General features: G+C 49.4%; 23 protein-coding genes. 10 read left to right on the top strand and 13 right to left on the bottom strand.

Annotation, left to right across the window (positions count from 1 at the left end):
* Window positions 1-110 precede the first annotated feature (110 nt).
* The 3 genes from ACYUBO_RS03545 to ACYUBO_RS03535 all read left to right on the top strand — a co-directional run bounded on the left by ACYUBO_RS03545 (window position 111) and on the right by ACYUBO_RS03535 (window position 1,911).
* Window positions 111-335 (top strand): type II toxin-antitoxin system HicB family antitoxin, encoded by a 225-nt coding sequence (locus tag ACYUBO_RS03545; protein ID WP_255333490.1) that lies wholly within the window; start codon window positions 111-113, stop codon window positions 333-335.
* The gene (locus tag ACYUBO_RS03540; RefSeq protein WP_366898144.1) at window positions 325-549 is read left to right on the top strand and encodes a type II toxin-antitoxin system HicA family toxin; all 225 of its coding nucleotides are present in this window, start codon (window positions 325-327) and stop codon (window positions 547-549) included. The genes ACYUBO_RS03545 and ACYUBO_RS03540 overlap by 11 nt, the downstream gene beginning before the upstream one ends.
* A 177-nt stretch (window positions 550-726) precedes the next feature.
* Window positions 727-1,911 (top strand): MFS transporter, encoded by a 1,185-nt coding sequence (locus tag ACYUBO_RS03535; protein WP_460372402.1) that lies wholly within the window; start codon window positions 727-729, stop codon window positions 1,909-1,911.
* 123 nt (window positions 1,912-2,034) lie between these two features.
* Here the strand turns inward: ACYUBO_RS03535 and ACYUBO_RS03530 are convergent, their stop codons facing one another.
* A complete protein-coding gene (locus ACYUBO_RS03530; protein WP_460372400.1) occupies window positions 2,035-2,172 on the bottom strand; it encodes a hypothetical protein in 138 nt (45 codons plus the stop codon).
* Between the two features lie 141 nt (window positions 2,173-2,313).
* On the opposite strand from ACYUBO_RS03530, the gene ACYUBO_RS03525 reads away from it, so the two are divergent.
* Window positions 2,314-2,718 carry a carboxymuconolactone decarboxylase family protein gene (locus ACYUBO_RS03525; protein WP_460372398.1) on the top strand — a complete coding sequence of 135 codons (405 nt, stop codon included), beginning with the start codon at window positions 2,314-2,316 and terminating at the stop codon, window positions 2,716-2,718.
* 41 nt (window positions 2,719-2,759) lie between these two features.
* Here ACYUBO_RS03525 and ACYUBO_RS03520 read toward each other — a convergent pair whose 3' ends face one another.
* The 3 genes from ACYUBO_RS03520 to ACYUBO_RS03510 all read right to left on the bottom strand — a co-directional run bounded on the left by ACYUBO_RS03520 (window position 2,760) and on the right by ACYUBO_RS03510 (window position 5,180).
* Window positions 2,760-3,464 carry an FkbM family methyltransferase gene (locus ACYUBO_RS03520; RefSeq protein ID WP_460372396.1) on the bottom strand — a complete coding sequence of 235 codons (705 nt, stop codon included), beginning with the start codon at window positions 3,462-3,464 and terminating at the stop codon, window positions 2,760-2,762.
* 149 nt (window positions 3,465-3,613) lie between these two features.
* The gene (locus ACYUBO_RS03515) at window positions 3,614-4,483 is read right to left on the bottom strand and encodes an ATP-binding response regulator (RefSeq protein WP_300328314.1); all 870 of its coding nucleotides are present in this window, start codon (window positions 4,481-4,483) and stop codon (window positions 3,614-3,616) included.
* Between the two features lie 136 nt (window positions 4,484-4,619).
* Window positions 4,620-5,180 carry a tetratricopeptide repeat protein gene (locus tag ACYUBO_RS03510; protein ID WP_300328309.1) on the bottom strand — a complete coding sequence of 187 codons (561 nt, stop codon included), beginning with the start codon at window positions 5,178-5,180 and terminating at the stop codon, window positions 4,620-4,622.
* Between the two features lie 313 nt (window positions 5,181-5,493).
* Here ACYUBO_RS03510 and ACYUBO_RS03505 point away from each other — a divergent pair, with 313 nt between their 5' ends.
* A complete protein-coding gene (locus ACYUBO_RS03505) occupies window positions 5,494-6,420 on the top strand; it encodes a MarR family transcriptional regulator (RefSeq protein WP_460372393.1) in 927 nt (308 codons plus the stop codon).
* 3 nt (window positions 6,421-6,423) lie between these two features.
* Here ACYUBO_RS03505 and ACYUBO_RS03500 read toward each other — a convergent pair whose 3' ends face one another.
* Window positions 6,424-8,568 (bottom strand): PAS domain S-box protein, encoded by a 2,145-nt coding sequence (locus ACYUBO_RS03500; protein ID WP_460372391.1) that lies wholly within the window; start codon window positions 8,566-8,568, stop codon window positions 6,424-6,426.
* A 205-nt stretch (window positions 8,569-8,773) separates the two neighbouring features.
* Window positions 8,774-9,271: a hypothetical protein gene (locus ACYUBO_RS03495; protein WP_460372389.1), complete on the bottom strand. Its 498-nt coding sequence runs from the start codon at window positions 9,269-9,271 to the stop codon at window positions 8,774-8,776.
* 175 nt (window positions 9,272-9,446) lie between these two features.
* Here ACYUBO_RS03495 and ACYUBO_RS03490 point away from each other — a divergent pair, with 175 nt between their 5' ends.
* From ACYUBO_RS03490 to ACYUBO_RS03480, 3 genes are all read left to right on the top strand, one after another.
* Entirely contained in the window at window positions 9,447-11,183 is a 1,737-nt protein-coding gene (locus tag ACYUBO_RS03490) for a histidine kinase N-terminal 7TM domain-containing protein (protein WP_460372387.1), read from the top strand.
* Between the two features lie 47 nt (window positions 11,184-11,230).
* Window positions 11,231-12,472, top strand: coding sequence for a cache domain-containing protein (locus ACYUBO_RS03485; RefSeq protein ID WP_460372385.1), 1,242 nt, complete (start codon window positions 11,231-11,233; stop codon window positions 12,470-12,472).
* Window positions 12,473-12,557: 85 nt separating this feature from the next.
* On the top strand, window positions 12,558-13,124 hold the full coding sequence (locus ACYUBO_RS03480; RefSeq protein WP_460372383.1) for a hypothetical protein: 567 nt from the start codon (window positions 12,558-12,560) through the stop codon (window positions 13,122-13,124).
* A gap of 26 nt (window positions 13,125-13,150) precedes the next feature.
* On the opposite strand, the gene ACYUBO_RS03475 is transcribed toward ACYUBO_RS03480, so the two are convergent.
* The 4 genes from ACYUBO_RS03475 to ACYUBO_RS03460 form a co-directional block, all read right to left on the bottom strand.
* Window positions 13,151-14,038, bottom strand: a complete 888-nt coding sequence (locus tag ACYUBO_RS03475) for an EamA family transporter (RefSeq protein ID WP_460372381.1) — start codon at window positions 14,036-14,038, stop codon at window positions 13,151-13,153.
* A gap of 68 nt (window positions 14,039-14,106) precedes the next feature.
* Window positions 14,107-15,027, bottom strand: coding sequence for a C45 family autoproteolytic acyltransferase/hydrolase (locus ACYUBO_RS03470; protein WP_460372379.1), 921 nt, complete (start codon window positions 15,025-15,027; stop codon window positions 14,107-14,109).
* 204 nt (window positions 15,028-15,231) lie between these two features.
* Window positions 15,232-16,413 (bottom strand): IS256 family transposase, encoded by a 1,182-nt coding sequence (locus tag ACYUBO_RS03465; protein WP_460372377.1) that lies wholly within the window; start codon window positions 16,411-16,413, stop codon window positions 15,232-15,234.
* Between the two features lie 41 nt (window positions 16,414-16,454).
* Window positions 16,455-16,892: a hypothetical protein gene (locus ACYUBO_RS03460; RefSeq protein ID WP_460372375.1), complete on the bottom strand. Its 438-nt coding sequence runs from the start codon at window positions 16,890-16,892 to the stop codon at window positions 16,455-16,457.
* Between the two features lie 159 nt (window positions 16,893-17,051).
* Here ACYUBO_RS03460 and ACYUBO_RS03455 point away from each other — a divergent pair, with 159 nt between their 5' ends.
* The gene (locus tag ACYUBO_RS03455) at window positions 17,052-17,627 is read left to right on the top strand and encodes a hypothetical protein (protein ID WP_460372373.1); all 576 of its coding nucleotides are present in this window, start codon (window positions 17,052-17,054) and stop codon (window positions 17,625-17,627) included.
* Window positions 17,628-17,783: 156 nt separating this feature from the next.
* Entirely contained in the window at window positions 17,784-19,511 is a 1,728-nt protein-coding gene (locus ACYUBO_RS03450) for a sensor histidine kinase (protein ID WP_460372371.1), read from the top strand.
* Here ACYUBO_RS03450 and ACYUBO_RS03445 read toward each other — a convergent pair.
* From ACYUBO_RS03445 to ACYUBO_RS03435, 3 genes are all read right to left on the bottom strand, one after another.
* Window positions 19,465-20,280: a potassium channel family protein gene (locus ACYUBO_RS03445; protein ID WP_460372369.1), complete on the bottom strand. Its 816-nt coding sequence runs from the start codon at window positions 20,278-20,280 to the stop codon at window positions 19,465-19,467. The genes ACYUBO_RS03450 and ACYUBO_RS03445 overlap by 47 nt on opposite strands.
* 22 nt (window positions 20,281-20,302) lie before the next feature.
* Window positions 20,303-21,040, bottom strand: a complete 738-nt coding sequence (locus tag ACYUBO_RS03440; RefSeq protein ID WP_460372367.1) for an NAD(P)-dependent malic enzyme — start codon at window positions 21,038-21,040, stop codon at window positions 20,303-20,305.
* A gap of 115 nt (window positions 21,041-21,155) precedes the next feature.
* Entirely contained in the window at window positions 21,156-22,367 is a 1,212-nt protein-coding gene (locus ACYUBO_RS03435; protein ID WP_460372181.1) for an ISL3 family transposase, read from the bottom strand.
* Window positions 22,368-22,377: the final 10 nt, after the last annotated feature.

Below are 22,377 nucleotides of genomic sequence, written 5' to 3'. Positions count from 1 at the left end.
CGGTCATCAACGGCAGGTAGGATTGAATGGATGTTTGCCTGCTTATTATAGTGAGCTTACAGTTTCTCCCAATAGAAGAGTACATGTAGTTGAGTTGCCTATTCTGTAGTATGAGATATACTGTCGTTCTTGAACCTCAGGAAGATGGTGGCTTCACTATCCAGTGTGTTGAGATTCCCGGAGCGATAAGCCAGGGAGAAACCAGACAGGAAGCTCTTGACAACATTAAAGAGGCAATTGAACTTGTACTGGAAGTACAAAATGAGGAGCTTCAGAAGAAGACGAAAGCCATTAAACTCGAGATCACACAAGTAGAAGTGGCTAATGTCGCCTAAACTGCCTGTTATATCTGGAGCTGAAATGATAAGGTTCCTTGTTAAACAAGGCTTTACCGTACAAAGACAAACCTCCAGCCATGTCATAGTACAAAAAGATTGGCGGGTTTTTTCGGTTCCACTTCACAAAGAACTTAAAAAAGGGACAGAGATAGCGATTCTAAAACAAGCGGGCATAGAACTCTCTCTCTTCAAAAAGCCTTATGAGAAGTAACTCCCACCACATTTATCAAAAATACCATATAAATTTATTGTATTTAATAAATATAAATAAGTTGAATAATTATCCAAAGAAATTCAAAAGGGAAGGTAATCCGTCATGGGTTTTGGAACGTTGGTAAAACGAATCTATTCGGCAAGGCCCAAAAATCCCCTTTTTCTCTACTTCTGCATGATGTTTCTCTTCTTCATGCTCTTTGATGTGATTATCACCTATGTCGTCCCGCTGCTGGTTCTGGAACAGGGGTATTCAAAGACACTTGTGGGAATAATCTTCTCAACAGCAGCGGTATCCGGGGCTTTCTACTCCTTCGCACTCTATAAAATCTTTAAGAAGGCATATTACCGGTTGCTCTTCACCTTCATGTTCCTTGTATCCCTGATCTATTGTTTTGTGATCTGGAGTGCACATGCATTCATCCTGTTTGTTATCGGAATGATCATGTGGGGTTTCTTCTATAGCCTCCTCAACTTCGGAACACTTGATTTTTACAGCAGGTTTATCCCCGAAGATGAGATGTCCGCAAAATTCGGGATTCTCGAAGCTTTTCGGGCATTAGGATGCCTGATTGCTCCCCTTATAGCGGGTTTTTTAGTTGTCGACAAGGTTGTCGGATGGGAGCCATTTGGAACAGCACTCGTCTTCCTCTCGATCTCCGCCTTCTTCTTCCTTCTGCTTCTCCGCGAAGCAGGCGGAGTGAAACAGTTCATTCCATCTGTCGAATCCTATTCCAAGAGGGGCTTTTATGAAGAGATCAGGTCGTGGAAGCGTGTTGGCGGCTGTATTTTCCCTCTCCTGTTTCTCATCGCGGTATCAACCTTAAATGATGCGTTTTTTATTACCCTTGGACCAATCGTAGCAGAACGATTGATTTTTGAACCATTCGACGGGCTCTTTATGACTGCGTACTTTGCCCCGCTTCTATTCATTGGTGCGTTCATTGGCCCGATAACAAAGGTTTTTGGAGAGAAGATGACAGTTATTATCGGGCTATTCATCGGATCGGTCATCCTGGCAACAATCTCTTTTATCGAGAATCCGATAATCATCATACTTGTCGTCTTCGCATCCGCCTGCTTCACCTGCTTAGCCACACCAATTGCAAACAGCATATCTGCAAACTACATACAGGCAGCTCCTGATGCCAAAAAGGAAGTGCTTGAGCTGAAAGATTTCTTCTTTAATATCGGCTACATCATCGGCCCGATAGCTGCCGGAATCATGGCAGATACTGTTGGAGCCATTCAGGCATTCTCTGTCCTTGGTGTAGTGGGCATCCTGTTTGCAGGTATTCTCTTCTTCATTATGCCCGATAAGTACGAATCAAGCTCCCCTCCACAGGAGACAGGGAATTAATGCCTCCTCGCTAATTCCATACCTGTAGTGTCAACTACCCTTACCAAAAGGAAGAGGACTCCTTGCCATTTTAGTTGAAAATCCGCAACAGATCAGCGAAGAGCCCAAACAGGCGCAGGCTCATCATAAAACCCGCATTAAAAGCGGGCAGAGGAAGAAGACCACCAGCAGGAAGAGGATAATCGGAATAAGAAAACGGATGATACAATTTGAGGTACAGAGACACCCCATCTTCGTCGCCCTTGTCGCTTCATCCGGCATATATCATCGCCTCCGGCAGGCAGATCAATTCCCGGTACCTGCACAACCTGTTTTAGTCTGGAGGGAAGATTGGCATCACTTATAATAAAACCATCCCCCCACCCCTCCACATTATCTCCTCTCAGGAAGCATACTCCCGGTATGTCAGATGCACAACCAGCCTCAGGCGAACGGTACCGGCGGGGTCTTGCCCAGCTGGAGAAGATGGGAGGGGAATCCGTCCAGTCGATGCTCGGCAATATACAGGATCTCTCACCGGATCTCGCAAGGATAACCGTCGAATTCCCCTATGGAGATATCCTCTCCCGCCCTGGCCTCGATCTCAGATCCCGGCAGATCGCAACAGTTGCCGCCTTAACCGCACTCGGCAATGCCCCCGTCCAGCTCAGGGCACATATCGACATGGCACTGGCTGTCGGGTGTACTGAGGAGGAGATCAAAGAGGTGATCATCCAGATGGCAGTCTATGCGGGCTTCCCGGCAGCCTTAAACGGTATGGCAGCTGCCCTGGAAGTTTTTTCAGCGAGGGAGAAGAAGGGAGTCTGAAGATTTTGCGTGAGGAGGGAGAGCTTCAGGTTCAGGTACCCTCATCTCTCCAGATTCAAAACCGCTGCAACAACAACAGGTGTTGTAGCCCCGTTCTTCAACATGATTCCACCATAGATCCGTGAACGGGAGAGGAGCTCCAGGCAATCGTCGTGATCGATCTCGATCCCATCATGCCCGCTCCGGTATACAACCCGGTATCCCATTTCCTGTAAGCGGTTGAAGACCCATGTGGGCTCTTCTGAGAAATGAAACGGATGGATCTCAACGATGATCACCCGTGGACGGATGCAGAGATGCCTGAGTATCTCAATCTCAGATCCCTCACAATCAAGTTCGAGGATATCGCACTCGGGGAGATCGGCAGGGGAGAGCGAGAGAGCCTCCTGGCAATCCCCGCCATACACATCAATAAGGGGGCCAACGACCGCATGCCGGACAGAACAGGAGGATGACAGCCCCTTGGCATCCAGAAGTCGGCTGATCTGGAGACAGGATCGATCACCGCCTTCAAATATCCATACTTTACCATCGGACCCGACCAGATTCGCAGCTGCAATTGCGGTTCTGCCATCGCCACCGCCGATAATAATAACCCGATCACCCCTCTGTGTAAGCTGTTTATGTGCAGAAATAATTCCCTTCTCGAATCTGCATGAAGATGAGAGATACCGACAGGAACCACAGAGTACATCAAGGAGATAATTATGCCGGCAGATATTTCGCGTATGGTAGAAAAGCTTCATAAATAATCTCCTTTAGGAAGGGATGGCAGAGAGGATTCTCTCTAATAATGTGAGTACTATAAGAAGATATAGCTGTCCCTGACACCAAAGGAAAGGAGAGTCTGGCGGAGTTACTTATGAAATTTGACCAGAAAAAAGAGGGATTGGGATTATTTCGAGCGACCGATTCTCTCCATCTCATCTTTTAAGAGATCGCGGAACGGGGTATCCCTGATCCCAGGCACAACCCGCTTTACTATCTCCTCCATACGGATACGTTCGGTCAGATCGCGGAATGTCAGAACAGCTCCCATGATTTTTTTACGATCATCCTTGATCGGGGAGGCGATGTAGCCCACATACCGCTCTGTTCCATCCTTTGCGGTCAGGACGATCCGTTCATCTTCATCTGATGTAAGAAAGCCTTCATTGGCAAGGGCTTGTGTCACTGGATCAAGTGGGGAAGTACCCTTTCCTTCCATGGTGAGGGGGAAGATCTCACTGGCGGGCTCACCAATGACGTCTTTTTCCTTATAACCAGTCAGGATCTCCGCAACAGGGTTCATGAACTTCACAAGCCCCTTTGTATCAGTGGCGATGATCCCCTCACCCGTGCTCCGGATCATTGTCCTGATCCACCGGTCACTCTCCCGCAGCTTCCTCTCCATTGACGATTTATAGAGCGCGATCTCAAGGGTACTGATCACATCCGACTCCTTGAACGGCTTGATGATGTAACCATATGGCTCAGTCTGTTTTGCCCGTTCCAGGGTCTTTGTATCCGCATACGCGGTGAGATAGACAACGGGAATCCCAAGCTCCTCCTTGATGATACCCGATGCTGCGATTCCATCCATATCCCCTTTCAATACGATATCCATCAGCACAATATCCGGCTTATGCTGGCGTATCTTCGCAACCGCATCCTCTCCGGATCCGGAGATCCCAAGCACTTCATACCCCCGTGACTGGAGGCGGCTTTTCAAATCCATTGCAACGATTGATTCATCTTCTACGATCCATACCCGATTATCGGTCATATCTGATCCCCCTTTTGATACTGTATTGGCTCAGGGTTTATAACTTTGTGGGAGAGGAACTGCACATCAGAGAGAATACCTGAAGAGGCGTTCCGGAAGACGAAGAAAGCCACGTGCAAGGGATCACAGGGGTACATCAGGAAGTTTCCATCCTGCTCAGTCGTGCAATCGCTTTTGCACGGTTTAAACCTGCCAGATCATACTCCGGATCGAGTGCAAGGGCACGATCATAGGATTCGACTGCCTCTTCATACCGACCAAGCCTGGCGAGGGCGACACCCCGGTTATTCCAGACAATCACAGATTCAAAATCAGATTCAAGGGCTCGATCATAGGAGACGATTGCCTCCTCAAAATAGCCTGATGCAGCAAGGGCGCCACCACGGGTGTTCCAGGCATCAGCATACACAGGATCGATCAGAAGTGCAGAATCGCAGGATTGCACCGCTTCATCATACCTGTTCAGCTGATAGAGTGCATAGCCACGGTTATTCCACACCACCGGATCGGCAGGATCAAGATCAAGTGCCCTGTCATATGCCAGAACTGCTTCTTCATAATGATCTGTACTGAGGAGCTGATCCCCCCGGCTCTTCCAGTCTGACGGATCCTCCACACATCCTGCAATGAGGAGAACTGCGAAGAGGAGAAAGACTGCAATCATCTTTTTCAGGGTTAAACGATCTGGCAGAGACATGGCATTCTCCTGATGATAATTAGTTATACCAATTCAGATACTCATATCCCTTTCCCTCACTCTCCAGAGGACATTTCCTTTTCCTCATCAATCCTTATTGGGGAGCTGTAATTGCAGTATTCATCCTCCCGGGAAAACTCACCTTCTTAAAAACCCTCTTCATATATAACCGATGATAGTTACGGGTAAAAGGCAGAACCACCTGATACGATCCAGATCACCAAAGGGATCTCACCTGTCCTGATACCCCGGATTCACCACTAGAAACGTATATCAGAGAGAGTGAAGCAAAGATGAGCTGCTGAGTCATAGTATGACAAACATCAACAAAAAGATCCTGGTACTGGGCTATCTGGCAAAGGTCGGGGAGAGAACCGTCTACGATATCGCAAAGAATCTCGGCCTCGACCATGCATATGTCCACCGTATTGTGAGGCAGATGGTTGATGAGGGGCATCTCGACAGGCTTGATCCAATCCTGAATGAAAAAGGCGCCCCGGCAAAGCCGATCAAAATAACATTGTCCGGACTGCGGGAGATCTTTGCCTTTATCATGATCGCAGAAGAGAGCAGAGATCGCTCATACCATGCAAAGTACACGAGTAACATGGAAAAGGGTACAGCCACACTGCGGCAGATTATTTCAAGGAATCTTGATCTGCATGCTGCTCTCCCTGCATATCTCTCTTTTTTTGATGCCTGTTCTGATGAACTCTTCAAACCCGATCCGGATGAAGAGGAGGATTACCAAAATACCCGCTGGGCTATCTCCCTCACCATAGTCGTCAGGGCACTGATCTCTGCATTGCCGGGAGAGCGTGAGGAATCAAATAAACTTGGTGATCGAGGCATCAAACGGGAATTTAAGGGTGAAGAAAGTCTGGCTTCTTCTCTGACAGGCAGAGGGGGTGACCGGGGGAGAAAAACCTTCAGGCACCACGAATACTGGGAGCAGCTGGTCAATAAGGACAGAGAGACAGACACCTTTGGTGCGGATCTCTTCTTCGCCCTGGAAAATGTTGTTTCAGAAATCAGGGAGATATCAGGCGCATCAGGGATACGATATGGTATTGCGGATGTTTTTTCCGAGGAGATTGTGCCATTATTCAAGCCTTTTGAAGAGGAGATTGCAGCGGGAATTACCATATATGAGAAGAAGGGAGTGCATCTTTCGCAGATTGGGCACATGATGGCATGTGTTGATCCGGGTTCATTTGAATGCAATCCCAGGAAAAGGTGAGGATCATATCAGCTCTTCATCCTCATCCTGACGATACCCATAGCGATCCTTTTCATATCGTTTACGCATAAATGCCCTGATCGACTCCGACTCAAGTACCCCACGGTCAAGCTGGGTGATGATCTCATCGATCTTCTTCACCTCGCTTATGATCTTCTCCATCCTCTCCCCGCCTTCAAGATCGGCAAGCCCCATGATCACCGCCATCGGGTTACGGATCTGGTCATTTAAGATAGAAGCCTGGTAGATATTCTCTTCAATCTGGGCAAACGCCTCCTCCCATGCCTCTTCAGCCCGCTTCTTCTCGGTAATATCACGTGAGCTGCCAAGGATGCCAACCGGGTTGCCATCCGGGTCCCTCATGAGCTTAGCAGAGTTTTCAAACCAGAGGACCTTTCCATCCTTTGTATATTCCTCCGTAACAAAGATGACAGTTCTCTCCGGATCCGCCTCGCCTGTTGCTTCATATGCCATCTCCCTCTCAAACAATTCCATCACCTGTTGCAGGGACCCCGGAGTCAGGGACTCCTCAACAGATTGGGAAAGGGCTTCTTCGACAGTCAGGCCTTTCAACTTTTGAACTGAGGGGCTCGTATACTTCAGGTTAAATTCCATATCAGCAATCCAGATATTGTCCGCAGTATTCTCTGTAATGAAACGATACCGTTCCTCGCTCTCCCTGAGTGCCGCCTCGGCCTTCTTTGCCTCGGTGATATCCCTGCCTACTGCCTGGTATTCATTAATAACTCCGTTATCATCAAAGAGCGCCCGGACACTCCAGTGTTGCCATCGTGCCGTGCCATCCGGGAGATCCTCCCGCCGATCCACTGTCATCACCGGCTCTTCTTCAGAGAGGGATACGTCGAAACCATCAAAACAACAGGCATTACCGGCTTTGAGAGTGGAAGAAAAGGGTTCGCCCCGTATCTCATCACAGTCGAGATGAAAGTAATCGCAGAATGCCATATTCGCAAATGTTATGGTTGAATCCGGTTGAAACCTGCATATCAGCTCGGTCTGATCCTCAACAACCGTCCGGTACCGATCCTCTGACTCCTGCAGGCTGATCATCATCTTCTGGAGCCTCTGAACCATCTCCTGGAGAGAGAGGGAGAAGCTCCTGAGTTCCGGGAGTGTCGATACGCGAACGGGGTGAGACAGGTTACCATCCCTGATAGCCTCGGTATCTTCCATTAAGTCCTGGATTGGCCGGGTAAAGTACATCGTGGTTGAGAAGGCAAGAGTTCCTCCGAGGATCAGTGCGAGTAGACCGATGAAGAGATGGGAATGGAGGATCGTCTGAAGCCTGCTCTCTATAGGGGCGATGGTATAGACCAGTTCCGCGACAAGATTCATCTCCTCCGGATTCGTCTCATGGGTGAGATCTACAAGCACAAACCGGGTTATGGTTCCACTCGATGGATCGAAGTGCTCATATGTATCACCAAAACGGTGTACATCAGATATAATACGCCGTTCCTCTTCACCCGGGGTATATTCAAAATTCCCAATCTCCTGCCCAAGGACATTAAAGAGCCTGACCGAGGTGAGGAACGGGTTCATCTCCTTGATCTTCGCGGCAGCTTCTGTGTATTTGAGATCCCCACGCATTGACCGGATCTCATCATCATAGTAGCTGATCTCAAGGATATACCTATGATCCAATGTCGGATGGTATACGAACTTCCGTGTGTCAGTGCCACCATAACCAGCAGTAATCCGCTCAGAAGCAAATTCATCTCCTTCCCGGATGCCGGTGAGTTTCTTAAAGAATGCCGGATACACTGAGAAATCCATCCCATAATCAGGAGAAAAGGTGGTATACTCGATCACCCCCGCTTCATTAATGATATACAGCTCATACCCCGGACCAAGCAGATCCTTCAAAGCATCCAGATCGATCGCCGAGGGATCGCCTCCACTCTCCTCATATGCAGTAAGAAAGGTATTCATCGGTTCACGAAGTCGGTAATCAAGTGATTGATCGAAGAGGATCAAGCCCTTGTCTACAAGAGAGAGAGACTGGATGAGAGCGTATTCGGTATTCTCCTGAAGGGTATCAGTATGCTCTTCATGCATACTGCGTGAACCGGAGTAGTTCACATAGAGGATCACACCCGTCACAATAATGATGATCAGGAAGATCACCCCAATCTGCAGCCATCGGTATGAAATACCGGATAATTCTGGTTTTTTCGACGGGATGATCCAAAACCTCCTTATTTACATGTAAAGACAGAAGTAATAGATAATATATGTTGCCCTATTTTAAATAACAGAATTTTCCTATCCCTCCATTGAAGATACAGGGGGAAAAAGACGGGAAGCAGGCAGAATACCTGCCGGGCACCAGTCACCTGTCAGGCAGGGAAGAGAACAGTGTCATCCGGAGCCTCTCAGGCGTATCCCGGCTACGTACCCGCTCATACCGGTACCCTTCCACATTAACAAAGACCTTTTCAGATGGATCGTACCGGATCTCATTGATCATGAGATTGCTGACAAAGAGCCCGATGGATGAATCATCTCCACGCCGCCAGAATCCCCTGATGATGATCAGATCCTCTGCAAACGCAGGGGCAAGAATCTCGCTCCTGAAGGTGCCGATACTCATCAGCTCAAGTCTCTCCTCAAACGGCCCGAGCAGCGGATCGAATCCACTATGGAACCAGCAGCCTATCGGCTGATGGCCGGCACCGGTTGTAAGCAGAGGGGATGGAACAACCAGATTGCCAGATCGCCCCTCATGATCGGCCTGTGCTAGGTACCCGGCAGAGAGGAAGATGACAAAGATTATGATGAAAACAACGATATAGAGAACAATTCTCTCAAAAGAAATATGCTGTGTCATTGGAACCATCCAATCATCATGCAGCTGGTTTGCAGACAGAAATACGAGAGATTATTACCGATTCCATCCCGGGAAGACATATGCTTTTCTCCTGTGATGCAGAATCCTATAAAACATTGCCATTACCAGAACACTCCTTCCCGTACCGGAGATCGTTCGTCGGGAGGCCTGTTCGATGCCGGAGGTCTGCATGATCCTCGAATCACTGTTGATATTCACCTGCCTTCTATCCGCCTTCATTACCTTCGGTCTTGGAATCTTTGTCTATGCAAAAAACCCGGATACAAAGACCGCCATCATCTTCCTGGCTGCAATGGCGACGGCAACATACTGGGCGCTTGGTGAGTTCTTCATATGGCAGTCAACAAGTTATGAAGGAGTGCAGTTCTGGCTGAAATTCAGTTCTTTATGGCCGGTATTAGCTGCCTTTGCCGCACACTTCATCCTGGCATTCACCAACAATCCGTTATCTGAGAGGAGATACCTGCCACACCTCCTTGCAATCCTCTATCTTCCTGCCGTTATCTTCTCAACACTGGGTAGCTTCACCGAAACAATGTATACCGTTGTCTTTGATGGAGCACGATGGGTATATGAGCCGATAGTATTTGGGCCATTTTACATCGCCTCAGCACTCTTTGTTGTGATCGTGGTGATCTGGGCGATATACCTGATCGCCTCTGCCTGGTTCATTACACCAAAAGGGAGTATACGGCGGCAGAACCGCCTCGTCTGTTTGGGATTGCTCGCTGCTGTTGGCTCTGGCATGATCTCAGGAATCTTCCTTCCTTTGCTTGGTATTGCAGCACCGAACTTCATCTTCATCGGAATCTCCATCTTCTCATTCTGTATCACAGTAGCGATCATGAGATACGGCCTCTTCATACTGAAACCGGAGACCGCAGGACCGGATATCATCGCAACGATGCCGGACGGGCTGCTGCTGGTTGAGCCCGAAGGCCGGATCATCTCGGCAAATACAGCATCATATGAGATCTTCGGACTCCAGGCGGGCAGTCTCCAGGGAACCGCAATACAGCAGATCCTTCCGGAAGAGATCTGTGAAACGATCCGAATGCACGAGGAGCAGGGCGGAAGGATCAGGGACCTTGAGGCAAATCCTGAAAGTATCAGGGGAAAAGCAATCAGCATCGCAGCATCCCGCGTGCATTCTCCGGATGGCGAGCCAGCCGGCTGCATTCTTATTATACGGGATATTACCGAAAGGAAGGCGGCAGAAACAGCCCTCAGGGTTGCGAACGAGAAGGTGAACTGGCTGACACGGCTCACCCGCCACGATATTGCCAACCAGGTAACTGCCCTTGGCGGCTATCTTGAACTTCTCAAAGAAGAAGATAATCCTGAGAAGAAAGAGCGATATCTCAGCCAGGCAAGCCTGACAGTCGACACAATCATCAGCCATCTCGAATTCTCCCGTGAATACCAGGAGATAGGAGCACATGATCCCGTCTGGCAGCCACTACAGTTCATGATCGCCCAGGCTCTGGAGAATATTCAGGCAGAGGGGATCACGATCATTCGCCATATAGAACCAATCGCAATCTATGCCGATCGCCTCTTTGTCAAAGTGATATATAACCTGCTTGAAAATGCCATCCGCCACGGCGATACCATCAGAACAATCACCATCTCGACAGCCGGACAGGAAGAGGGGAGTGTCCTCCTCACAGTCGAGGACGATGGTACCGGCATCCCGGATAAGGAAAAAGAGCTGATCTTCAGGTACGGCTATGGCAAAAACACCGGTTTTGGCCTTGCATTCGCCCGCGATATCGCTTCAGTGACAGGGATTACGCTCATCGAAAATGGGGAGGCGGGAAGAGGGGCTCGCTTTGTGTTGACGGTGCCGGCACATGGCTGGATGGAAACAAAAGATCTGACACAATTCTGACTTTTCAGTGGTAACGTACTAGTACAGTGTGATACAAGAGTAGTTACATGAAACCAATAAGCATCGCTCTCATACTCGGAGTGCTGGTACTGCTGGTACTTGCGCCCGGATGCATGACCCATGAAGAAAGAGGTGAGCCAGCCCCGGTTCAGACAGTTTCAACGGATCTGACATTCCTGACAGAAAATTATCCCCCCTTCAATTATATGGAGGACGGGGAGACCAGAGGAATTTTAGTTGACCTCCTGACGGCGGCATTTGAAGAGATGGGAACCCCGATATCCCCGGACCAGATTCAGGTGCGCTTATGGGCATATGCCTATGACAGAGCGCTTTCAGAGGAGAATACCGCAATATTTGGAACAATCCGGCTTCCGGAGAGGGAAGACGACTTCAAATGGGCAGGACCGGTTATCTCCGAGCGAAAAGTGATCTTTTCTGAGAAGGGGGCAGATATTGCAATCTCCGGGCCGGCAGATCTGAATACATACCGGATCGGGGTTGTGCAGGGGGATGCTGCCACCGGCATACTCGAGGAGATTGGTGTCGATAGGGATGCCATCTATTCAACCGGGGATGTTGAAGGGCTCATCATGATGATGGAAGAGGATATAATCGATCTCTGGTGTTATGGGGACCTTGCTGGCAGGCACTTTTCAGAAGTAGTAACCGGAGATCCCGATTCTTTCGAAGTCATCTATACACTTGATTCCCATGATCTCTATTACGCATTCAATATCGATACACCTGATTCTGTCGTGGACGCATTCCAGACGGCACTTGACACCATCAGGTATGCACCAGATGAGACCGGTGTAACCGAATACCAGCGTATAGTATACAGGTATGTCGGGGTTTCCTCACTTGTTAATCCGCCTGTCACTGCAGAAGAAGTGACAGAACTGGTGGAGTTTACTGCCGGCGAGATACAGAGGGATACATCCGGCACAATCGCCCGGATCAATGCCGGTGAACATCCGTTCTGGGACAGTGAAAACAGGGCACTTTATGTCTTTGTCTATGATACCGATCTGACAATCGTTGCAGAGGCAGATAACCCGCTCCTCATCGGAGTGAACAGAAAAGGAAAGACCGATATTGCAGGCACAGCGTACCGTGATCAGATCCGAAAAACCGCCCTTGCGGATGGTTCAGGCTGGGTGGATTACATCTGGATGATCCCCGAAAAAACAGGCATATACAGGAAATCAGCTTACTTCAGGCTTGTTGAGGGTAGCGATGAAAACCAGTATATCGTGGTGAGCGGGCTTTACGTCCCCGGTACATGAGCAGGATTTATAACCCGGCAATTACCAGAGGTTGCCCGGATCACCAGGCACTTTTTTTACGATGAAAAAGAGAAGAGGATCAGAGATGACATTATCAGAATTACGACAAAAAGCACGCAGATTGATGAGGGGTGCGCTTATCCTTATGATCATCTGCCTCTTCCTGGCATCCACAGGCTCGGCAGCCGACAGCGGCACTCAGATGGACACATACACACGGGGAGAGATGATCCATATCTCCGGTACAACGAATCTCGCTGCCGGGAATGAACTGATCATCACGATTGTTTCACTCTCATTCCAGCCGACTGCCAAAGAGAAACCTTCAGGGTTCTCCGGAACCTCCGGTATGGCGACGGTCATTGAAGAGGAGGGAAGAAACATCTGGTCATTTACCTTCGATTCAACCGGCTTTATTCCTGATGAATACCTGGTTACCATTGAGTCGATCGAAACCGGCCAGCAGACGCAGACACGGTTTCTGCTCCTTGAAGAGGCAGAGATAGTCGAGGCTCCACACACTCCAATCCCATCTTCCATAACCCCGTCACCGGTCCATGAAGATACAACAGAAACACCGGCTGCTACAGGTTTTGGGATTATTGCTGCCATAACAGGGCTTGCTGTGGCGATTATCTGTACAAGAAGGTAATTTTCGCCACAACACGTTTCCCCAGATCACCCAAAAACCGCGATCATACCGGCACCGGCGACCATGATGACCGCCCCAAGGATTCTTCCCCAGCTGAATTCTTCCTGAAAGATCAGGAGCCCGAAGAGCACCGAGAAGACAATTGCAAGCCTTTTGACGCTGATCACATACGGAACAATTGCCATCGTATAGGCGATGTTGATCATGACGATCTCCCATACAAGCACAAACCCAACCGCCGGATAAGCGAGGAGGAGACACAAAGGCGTTACAGGTACAATATCCTTCCTCCCTCTCCTGTCAAGGGCGGCGAGAATGAGAAACGCCAGAGCAAGCAGGAGGAAGACGAGCACCGATCCGAAGAAGGGATCGGAGTTCTCGACAACCTGCTTGTCAAAGTTCACCGAGATTGAGAAGAGGAAGGCAACACCGAGCATCGACTGCACCCCCCGATCCGAAAAGAGCCTTCGGAACGGTATTGCAAGCGCAGCAGGTCCTCGTACAAAAGGATCAAGATGAAGGATATAGGCGCCGGATGCAACAAGCACCATACCGAGGGCACCGGCAGGGGTTGGTACTTCCCCGAGGATCAAAAACGACGTTACGAGGAGGAAGACCGGGGTGAACGCCAGCATCGGGATACAGAGGCAGAGATCGCTTTTGGTGAGTGCCCGGTAGAGCAGGATGGTTGCGATGATGTTGATTATAACCGTTCCAAGGACTGCCGGGGCAAGACCCGGCCCCGTTACCGGAACGCCCACAAAAAGGACTATTGCAGAGAGGAGAAGCGAGGCAGAGAGAAATGAAATACCTGCCAGTAGATAGATCTGCTTCCCTGTGAGCAGGCGTTTCACCATGCCGGCATAGACTGCCTGGGAGACTGCACCCCCGAGTGCGAAGAGGAACCAGAGCATTCGAAGACCCGGATATACTCCACTTCTCCCCTGAGAGGATGAATGTACCTGTTATCGCAGGGTGAACATTATTTGAGAAGGGACACCAGAGGTATCTCTTCCCACTCTGAATACTCACAGGCATGTAACCAGATAGTCCGGGTCTCTGGAACCGCAACAACCTGGTACACCGTTCCAGCATGATAGGCACCGCCTTCTTCCATCGGAACCATCAGGTATTCCTGCATCAGTTCCGGGGTGAAATGGCCCATATACGCCGGTGACTGTGCAAGGTGGAGCATATTGCTGTATCTTGGATCATCTTCATCAGTCCGTGGCGGCTGAATCCAATCATTCCATTCCGGCGGATAGGGAGGAATGAAGTGGTTCACTGCGATCACAAGGCCCTCGTCATCAGGATCCCGCACCCTGGCATCGAAGGTTCCCCGCTCAAGCGATACTGCATTGGCAGGATCTGCAATCTGGAGAATATAGGAGAGATCGGCCGGGATACCCTTCAGCATCAGAACCGCTTCTTCGACATCGCGGCACTCTCTCAAAACATCGACAAGCACAGAGGCTGTGTTCTGACGATCCGCAGGTTCAGACGGATCAGAATGGCCTCCATTATTCAGTTCTATGAAGAGACCAAATTCATTCATACCACTCTCGAGATAGACGTTTCCCAGCGGATGGATATTGGCATACACATAGCCGTCATCCGGGTGGAGGAGAACAACAGAGAGGAACTCCATGTACTCCCTCATCGATGCCCGATCGATATCCCAGTTCCGGCCAAAGATAACGCTGCCATCCTCTGTATATTGATCCCAGACGCCGATCCCGCTGCACCCTGCCGGGAGATCCTCAGGCAGACCCGGCAGCCGATCCGAAAGGATTGCATCGGTTAAGAGGATCATACCGGCATTCGTAACCAGCACCTCATCCATTGTAAGCCCGGATGTCTCGCTCATTCCGGTTATGTCAGTATCGTCCTGTAAATTAGGCAAGACCTGTACCTAACACCAATTCGATCTCTTCTATATTAAACATTATGTGCAACAATTGGCTGTCGCAAATTCTTTTCCAGTACAGCGGGCTATCCTAACGACAAGGGGGTGGGCTCACCCACCCCCGACCACATGCAGCCACTGGGCACCAGTCACCCGTTATTCCTTTTCTACGGGAATTCAACGGCAGTTCATATGAAAGGGCTATTGAACAGCTACAGAACACTCTCTGGACGATCTGGTTGTCTCATCTACAGGAGGCGAGATCGTGAGGTATCGTTTGCCACAGAGCCAGTCTTCGTTCTTATCAATCAGGATCGAACCTATAAGACGCATCGCTGAATCGCCGTTCGGAAACGCCCCAATACTTCGTGATCTCCTCTTAATCTCAAGATTCACCCGTTCCAACATGTTCGTTGTCCTGAGACGTTTCCAGTGCTCTTCAGGAAACGCCTGGTAGTTGAGGAGGTCCGTAGAGAACCGTTCAAGACTTGCCGCAGCACTCTTGTATCCCATCTCTTCCAACTGTTGTATGGCGTTCTGGAGTTCCTGGAAATCTCCCTGAATTCCATTTCTGACAATCTCAACAACGACTTTTATATCGCACCTCCTGATCCCCTTGGATTTGATGATCCTGTGCATATGGACATGACACATCTGCCAGCTTGAACCGAGAAAAGCTCGTTGAACTGCATTCTGAATCCCTGTGTGTCCATCAGAGATGAGAAGTTGTACTCCGTGGAGACCACGCTCCTTGAGCATCTCAAAATGGTCGTACCAGAAGGCTTCACCTTCGCTGTCCATCAGGTCGATACTGAGTATCTCACGGAACCCATCCTCCCGGATCCCGGCTGTGATGAGAAGAGCCTGGGATACGACCCGGGTACCGCGACGGACCTTGAGATACGTTGCATCAACGATTAAATATGGAAATGGCTGTTCTATCGGGCGATTTCTGAATTCTTGTACAACGCCGTCAAGTTCCTTGGCCATCCTGGATACGGTATCCGGACAGATATTGGTAATACCGAAATGTTTCATCGTGTCATTGATCTTCCGGGTCGAGACACCGTTGATATAGGACTCGGTGATTGCAAGAATAAGAGCGCGTTCAACTCGTGAGTAGCGTTCAAAGAGGATTGTTTGGAATGGCCTCTCACGAAACTCAGGTTTCTGAAGCTTGATATCTCCATATCGTGTTTTTAAACCTCGTTCTGAATAACCGTTCCTTGTGGCGGTGCGGTGTTCAGAACGCTCATAATACCCTGCTCCGGCTTGTTTCTCAGCCTCACAGCGCATAATCATGTTCATGAAGGTGGTCAGCAGGGTCTGCATCGCACCGTTTGGATCGGAAAGATAATCTTCTGCTAAATCGTATAGATCCATGGCTCTGTTCCTCTTTTGCAATTCTAACTTGGTACAGAGCCTTAATTAAATTTACAGGGGATTACGGATACTATCCTCATTCCCTTGAGCAGTTCCTGCAATTCCGGTGAGAGACTGTCAAATAACTCCTGTGCAGTCGCCAGTTGATGATCACCCGAAACACCGCGGCTGTTGAGATCCGCCACAATCCTGTCATGGAAGAGGCGAAGATCCTCCCCGGCAAGGCCGCCATACTGACGCCCCATCCCAGTCCATGATCCCCTGAGATCCAAAACCAGGAAGGTGCCGGATGGCGTCCGATAAGCATGGCCGCCTTCATATTCATTGATAAAGAGAAGGCCGATTCCTTTATGATCAACGGGTGATACAACACCAGTCTGGTCAGGCTCACCCTGAGATCCGGAACTCTCGCTGCACCCTGCCGAGCTGAGCAGGAGAAGAGCGATGAGTATAAGGCATCCGATTCCCCGGCATTTCATAGTGAATAATTTATGACAAGAGTTTAAAACCTGTCGTCTTGCAGTCGAAAAAGGCTGGCGATGAAAACGCAGTCATTTGCCTGATGAAATAAGCATAAATCAGATCGCAAAAGATCGCACGTCACAACCTTTTTATATAAATAGTGCGTGAAAAGATTTATGAGAATACACGAGATTACTGCTTTTCTGCTCCTGATTGCAGCCATCTTCTTCGCCGGTTGTTCGACGGATCCGACCGGAGTTGTCCTTGATACCGATTCGATCATGGGAAGCGTTGAAGATACGATTGGCGGTGCATTATCTGAAGTCGGTGAAGCAACACAGACCATTGGCGGGGAGAGCCCAATTGATTCCACAACTCCCCAATCCACACCGGCATCTAGTGGCAACTGGGTGTTCTGGCGCGAAGAGCAGCTCTCCCCTGAAAGCGGCTATTCACAGATCGTACCCTCGGTAAATACCATCATGCAGAAACATCTGAAGCTTGAGGTAAAAACCGAGGCCCCGGTAACCATCCGGTTCATGACACTCGAAGAGGCTCATGCATATACGAGAGCATGGGATGAGAACCCCTTCTTTGACAGGAATACCCTTTCGTATATCGAATCCTACACCGGAATCTCCGATGGAGCGATCGAAGCCCATGCGAATGAGGGGATTGCGTTCGTCATAGAGCCATATGGCCAGCAGAAACGGCTCTCAACAGAAGGAACGGTCAGGATTTATTACCGTTAATACCACTTTCCCTGCAGGCGGGCACACCCCGCCCTCCCGCATGGGAGTATCCTGACACAGGGTAATTATCTGCTTTTTGGGTTTTGAGTAATCGGAAAGGAAGCAATCAACGAATAACCTTTTTATTTATGAAGAGCACTCTGAGAGATTAGCGTTATGATATTCCAGTTCTCAATCCTCACCCCGACTCTCCTGATCGTCGCCCTCGTATTTGCCATATCTGCATACCATCTCAGGGGGAGCTGGAGCGAACAGCTGAGAGGACCTGTTACGCTCTTTCTGGTACTTGCAGCCATCTGGGCTTTCGGGGATGCCTGTCTCTATATGGCAGCGGATCCGGGTTCCCAGCTCGCCATCACCACCCTGTCATCCATCGGGTTCTCGGGGATTCCGGTAACCTTCTTCCTCATCGCCTGTGCATTTACCGGCATCCGGTGGTTTGCAACCGCACAGAGAGCCGCCATTCTCTTCATCATCCCCATAATCAATGTCATTCTCGTCGGGACTAACAGTATCCACGGCCTCTTCTACTCCGGCGTCACCGAACAGCTGGTACTTGGAACGATCGTCTGGGAGGTCATATACGGCCCGATCTACCCGCTGCATACCCTGTACTCATACTTCCTTATCGCATGCTCGATCTGCATCCTGATCTACCGGTATACCGCAAGCACGCCCCGTGTCCGCGAGCAGTTATTTCTTCTCTTTATCGGAATCATCACACCCATCCTTTTCAATCTCCTGTACCTCTTCCGCCTTGACCCGTTCCCCGGCGTTGATCTGACACCGTTTGCACTCCTGATCACGCTCTCTCTCATCGTTATCAGCGGCAATACGAATCTCGGCCTCTTCACGATCGTACCTCTGGCAAGAAAAACGGTCATCGAAACGATGAATGACGGTGTAATCGTCCTTGACCAGAACAACCGGGTGGTTGATATGAACCGTGCTGCAACAATCGTCGTTGGCAATACGTTCGCGGAGATTGAAGGAACAGATGGGATGAATATTCTCAGGCGATGGGGGATCCATGACATGAAAGGATCGCACCTCATCCATCGTGATGATGGAGACGAGATATTCGAGGTGCGAACAGAGCCATTTGCCAGCAGGAAAGGGACCACGATCGGCACCACCATCTTCATCAGGAATATATCGGATGTGTACAGGGCACGCCAGAGCCTTGAAGTGGCAAATAAAAAACTCAATCTCCTCTCCTCGATCACAAGACACGATATCCTAAACCAGATCACCGCCATCCTCGGCTATGGCTCCATTATTCAGGAGGAGATCCCCGATGATCCTGAAATCCAGAGATACATGGGAAAACTTAACGAAGCTGTCAGGACGATAGAGAGGCAGATCACCTTTACAGCTGATTATGAAAATCTCAGGGTCCATGAGCCCATCTGGCAGCACGTGGAGACAGTCATTCGATGGGCTGAATCAGAGATTGGCCTTTCTGAGAATATGCTTGAGGTACATACCGGGGATCTTGAGATCTTTGCTGATCCGCTCCTCCTGAAGGTCTTCTCAAATCTCTTCCATAATACCGTCATTCATGGGGAGAGAGCAACCAGAATTGAGATCTCATTTCACCAGGCTGAAGAATACGGGGTGCTGACTGTTGAAGATGATGGGATCGGTGTCCCCGAAGATATGAAAGAGAGAATATTTTCCCATATCCGGGGAAGCAAGATGGGGCTTGGACTCTACCTGATCCGCGAGATACTCTCGATTACCAGGATGACGATCAGCGAAACCGGCACCTGGAAAGAGGGGGCACGGTTTGAGATTATTATCCCAAAGAACGCATATCGGAATAACCCTGATCCAATCAGTCAATCTCAGCAGACGCCTCGGGATCAAAAGGATTTGTCCTGACAGAGAGCGAGAAGAGATACGGGTAATGGCTTTGTAAGTATTCCATATGATCGAGCCATCCTATTACAAGCAGGCGGAGCACGCGATCGCAGTCACGTGAGAGGTGGAGAGCATCTGATTGGGAGAGATGCACCAGATCACGCCGTGCCGAGAGTTCCTCCTGAAGATGGGATATCGCGGTGATCATCTCTGAGAAGGGCTCATCATCAAAGAGCATCGGGTGCTGGAGGAGCTGGATCATAAAGCCACGCTTCTCAGCAAGGAACTTCCAGAGGGCGATCCGATCGATCTTCATCAGATCGACCCCAAAAGACCTGCCAGAAAGGCGTTTTCGTGCGGCAAGAAACTGTTTTTTATCCCAGTCATTCTGCACAAGGAGATCGTCATCCTGCTGAAAAGATGAAACACCCGGTTTGAAGAGATGAAACATCGGAACACCAACCTCAGAGAAGAAGACACCGATGATCATACGAACTTTCCTCTGCCTTGAACGGAGATCATTCCTTGAGATCATCAGCTCGATTGTATAGGCAACAACCGTCAGGAATGTCCCCACCCCGGCAAGGATAAGCACCATCACCAGGAACCGGCCGCCATCTGTTGTCGGAACGATATCGCCATACCCGACTGTTGCCACCGTTACGATGATGAAATAGACGGCATCAAAGAACGAGAGGCCTTCAAGGTGGGCAAGGCCGACCGATCCAAGGAGGAAGACTGCCACCAGCAGCAGATGATAAATCGGGAACTTCTTATCACCGGCATTCATGCTATAGAAAAGATGGGTGCAATCAGATAAAAGACTCCCTGGTGCATGAGAGGGTCCAGGCTTCTGCAACCGCCGCTGCCACCGCCCGGCTCACCCCGCGATCGATGACCGATGGGAGGATGTACTCCCTTGTCGGATGTGGAATATATGCTGCAATGGCATGGGCAGCTGCGATCTTCATCTCGTCGGTGATCCGTGTCGCACGCACATCCAGCGCACCACGGAATATCCCCGGGAAAACAAGGACATTATTAATCTGGTTGTGATAATCGCTCCTGCCTGTCCCGATGATCCCGGCACCCGCTGCCTTTGCCTCTTCAGGCAGAATCTCAGGAACAGGATTTGCCATCGCAAAGATTATTGGATGTTTTGCCATCGATCGGACCATATCCTGCGTGACAAGTCCGGGTCCGGATACGCCGATGAAGGCATCGGCACCAACGAGAGCCTCGGAAAGCCCGCCTGTCCGGTTCTCTTCATTCGTCTCATGAGCAAGGAGGTATTTATGAGGGATCGAGAGGATATCACGCCGTCCCCTATGGATGATCCCCTGCCTGTCGCAGACGATGATATCCCGCACCGATATACAGGTGCAATCGCTTATCCCAACGCATTTGAGCAGGCGGGCGATGGCGGTACCTGCCGCACCGGCACCGCTGATTACAATCCTGAGTTCAGCAAGGCTCTTCTTCTGCACCCTGCATGCATTGATCAATGCAGCGAGCACAACAACCGCAGTTCCATGCTGGTCATCATGCATCACCGGTATGCCGATATCCTGGAGGGCAGCCTCAATCGCAAAACACCGGGGAGCCGCGATATCCTCCAGGTTTATCCCGCCAAATACCGGAGCGATATTTCGCCTCTTCGCTATTTCATGTGGGTAGTTTGAAATCCAGCTTCCCCAGTTTCAAGTAGATTGTGGCCATCAGATACTTCGTTGATCGATATCCCCTTGCAGCTGTTTTTGCTGACTGAATCAAGCTATTTAACCCCTCCAAAAGACCGTTCGTTACGCGATATCTGAAATAATTCACAATACCATTCCAGTGACTCTTCAACGTTTTTGCAACCTTAATCATCGGGTCTAACTTACTGTGGGTTGCCCAGAAATACCAACGTTTGAAGTAGGCTTCTGCAGATTCCTGACTATCAAGTGACCAAAGCATTTGAAGCGAGAGTTTCAGATTATAGGCTCGTGATGTCTTGAGATTCATATCTTTTAAAGAACCAAGCTGTTTTTGTTGTTTTACAGTCAGATTATGCGGATTCTTCAGCCAGATGTATCTGGTCTTCTTCAATGCTTTATTGGTCCCTTGTTCTTCACGTCGTACGTCATCCAAGCCACTGTTCACCAACTTCATGATATGGAATTTATCGTAGATTATTGCAGAATTCGGGAAATTCGTTCGTATTCCCTTGATATAGGCAGGTGACATGTCACAACAGATGCTCTCAATCATTTCAGGATCACCATGATGAGCAACAAAGTCCAGGTAAAATGATGTGAGAGCATCTGAACTCCGACCTTCACACACATGGATGATCTTTGATTGGTCAAGATCCGCAACTACAGTGATGTACTTATGACCTTTTGCACTGGACTTATCATCAATTCCAATGGATACTATATCAGAGAAATCCTCGTCCTTTCGAGCTTCTTGAACATAATAGTGGATAACACGCCATATTCGTGTATCATGTTCATCGATCAGTTCAGCAACGTTTGCAACAGGCATATCCTCAGCCATGAGCAGGATCATCGCATCCATCAGAAGCGTAAAGCCACTCTGCTTCCTGGCCCAGGGAACGTGTACCTGGTGGACTCCACACGATTCACAGATCACTCGAGGTACGCGGCAATGGAGATACGTCTTGTTTTGAAAGAAGTTGAGATGACGCCAGATCTTTTCATTGGTATCATGAACCGGCTTTCCTCCGGAACCACACTTAGGACAGTCGAATTTTGAACCGGTGACAAAGTCTATCCAGATATCCAATCTTCGTTCATTTTTGTCAAATTCCACCCGTTTGACCATCCATGGTTCCTGAATATTCAGAGCCAGAGTGAACAGTTCCTCGTGCATGATTCAAACC

The sequence above is a fragment of the Methanocalculus sp. MC3 genome (assembly GCF_054767395.1).
The sequence above is the reverse complement of the archived record's forward strand: the minus strand, read 5'-3'. Positions and strand labels throughout refer to the sequence as shown.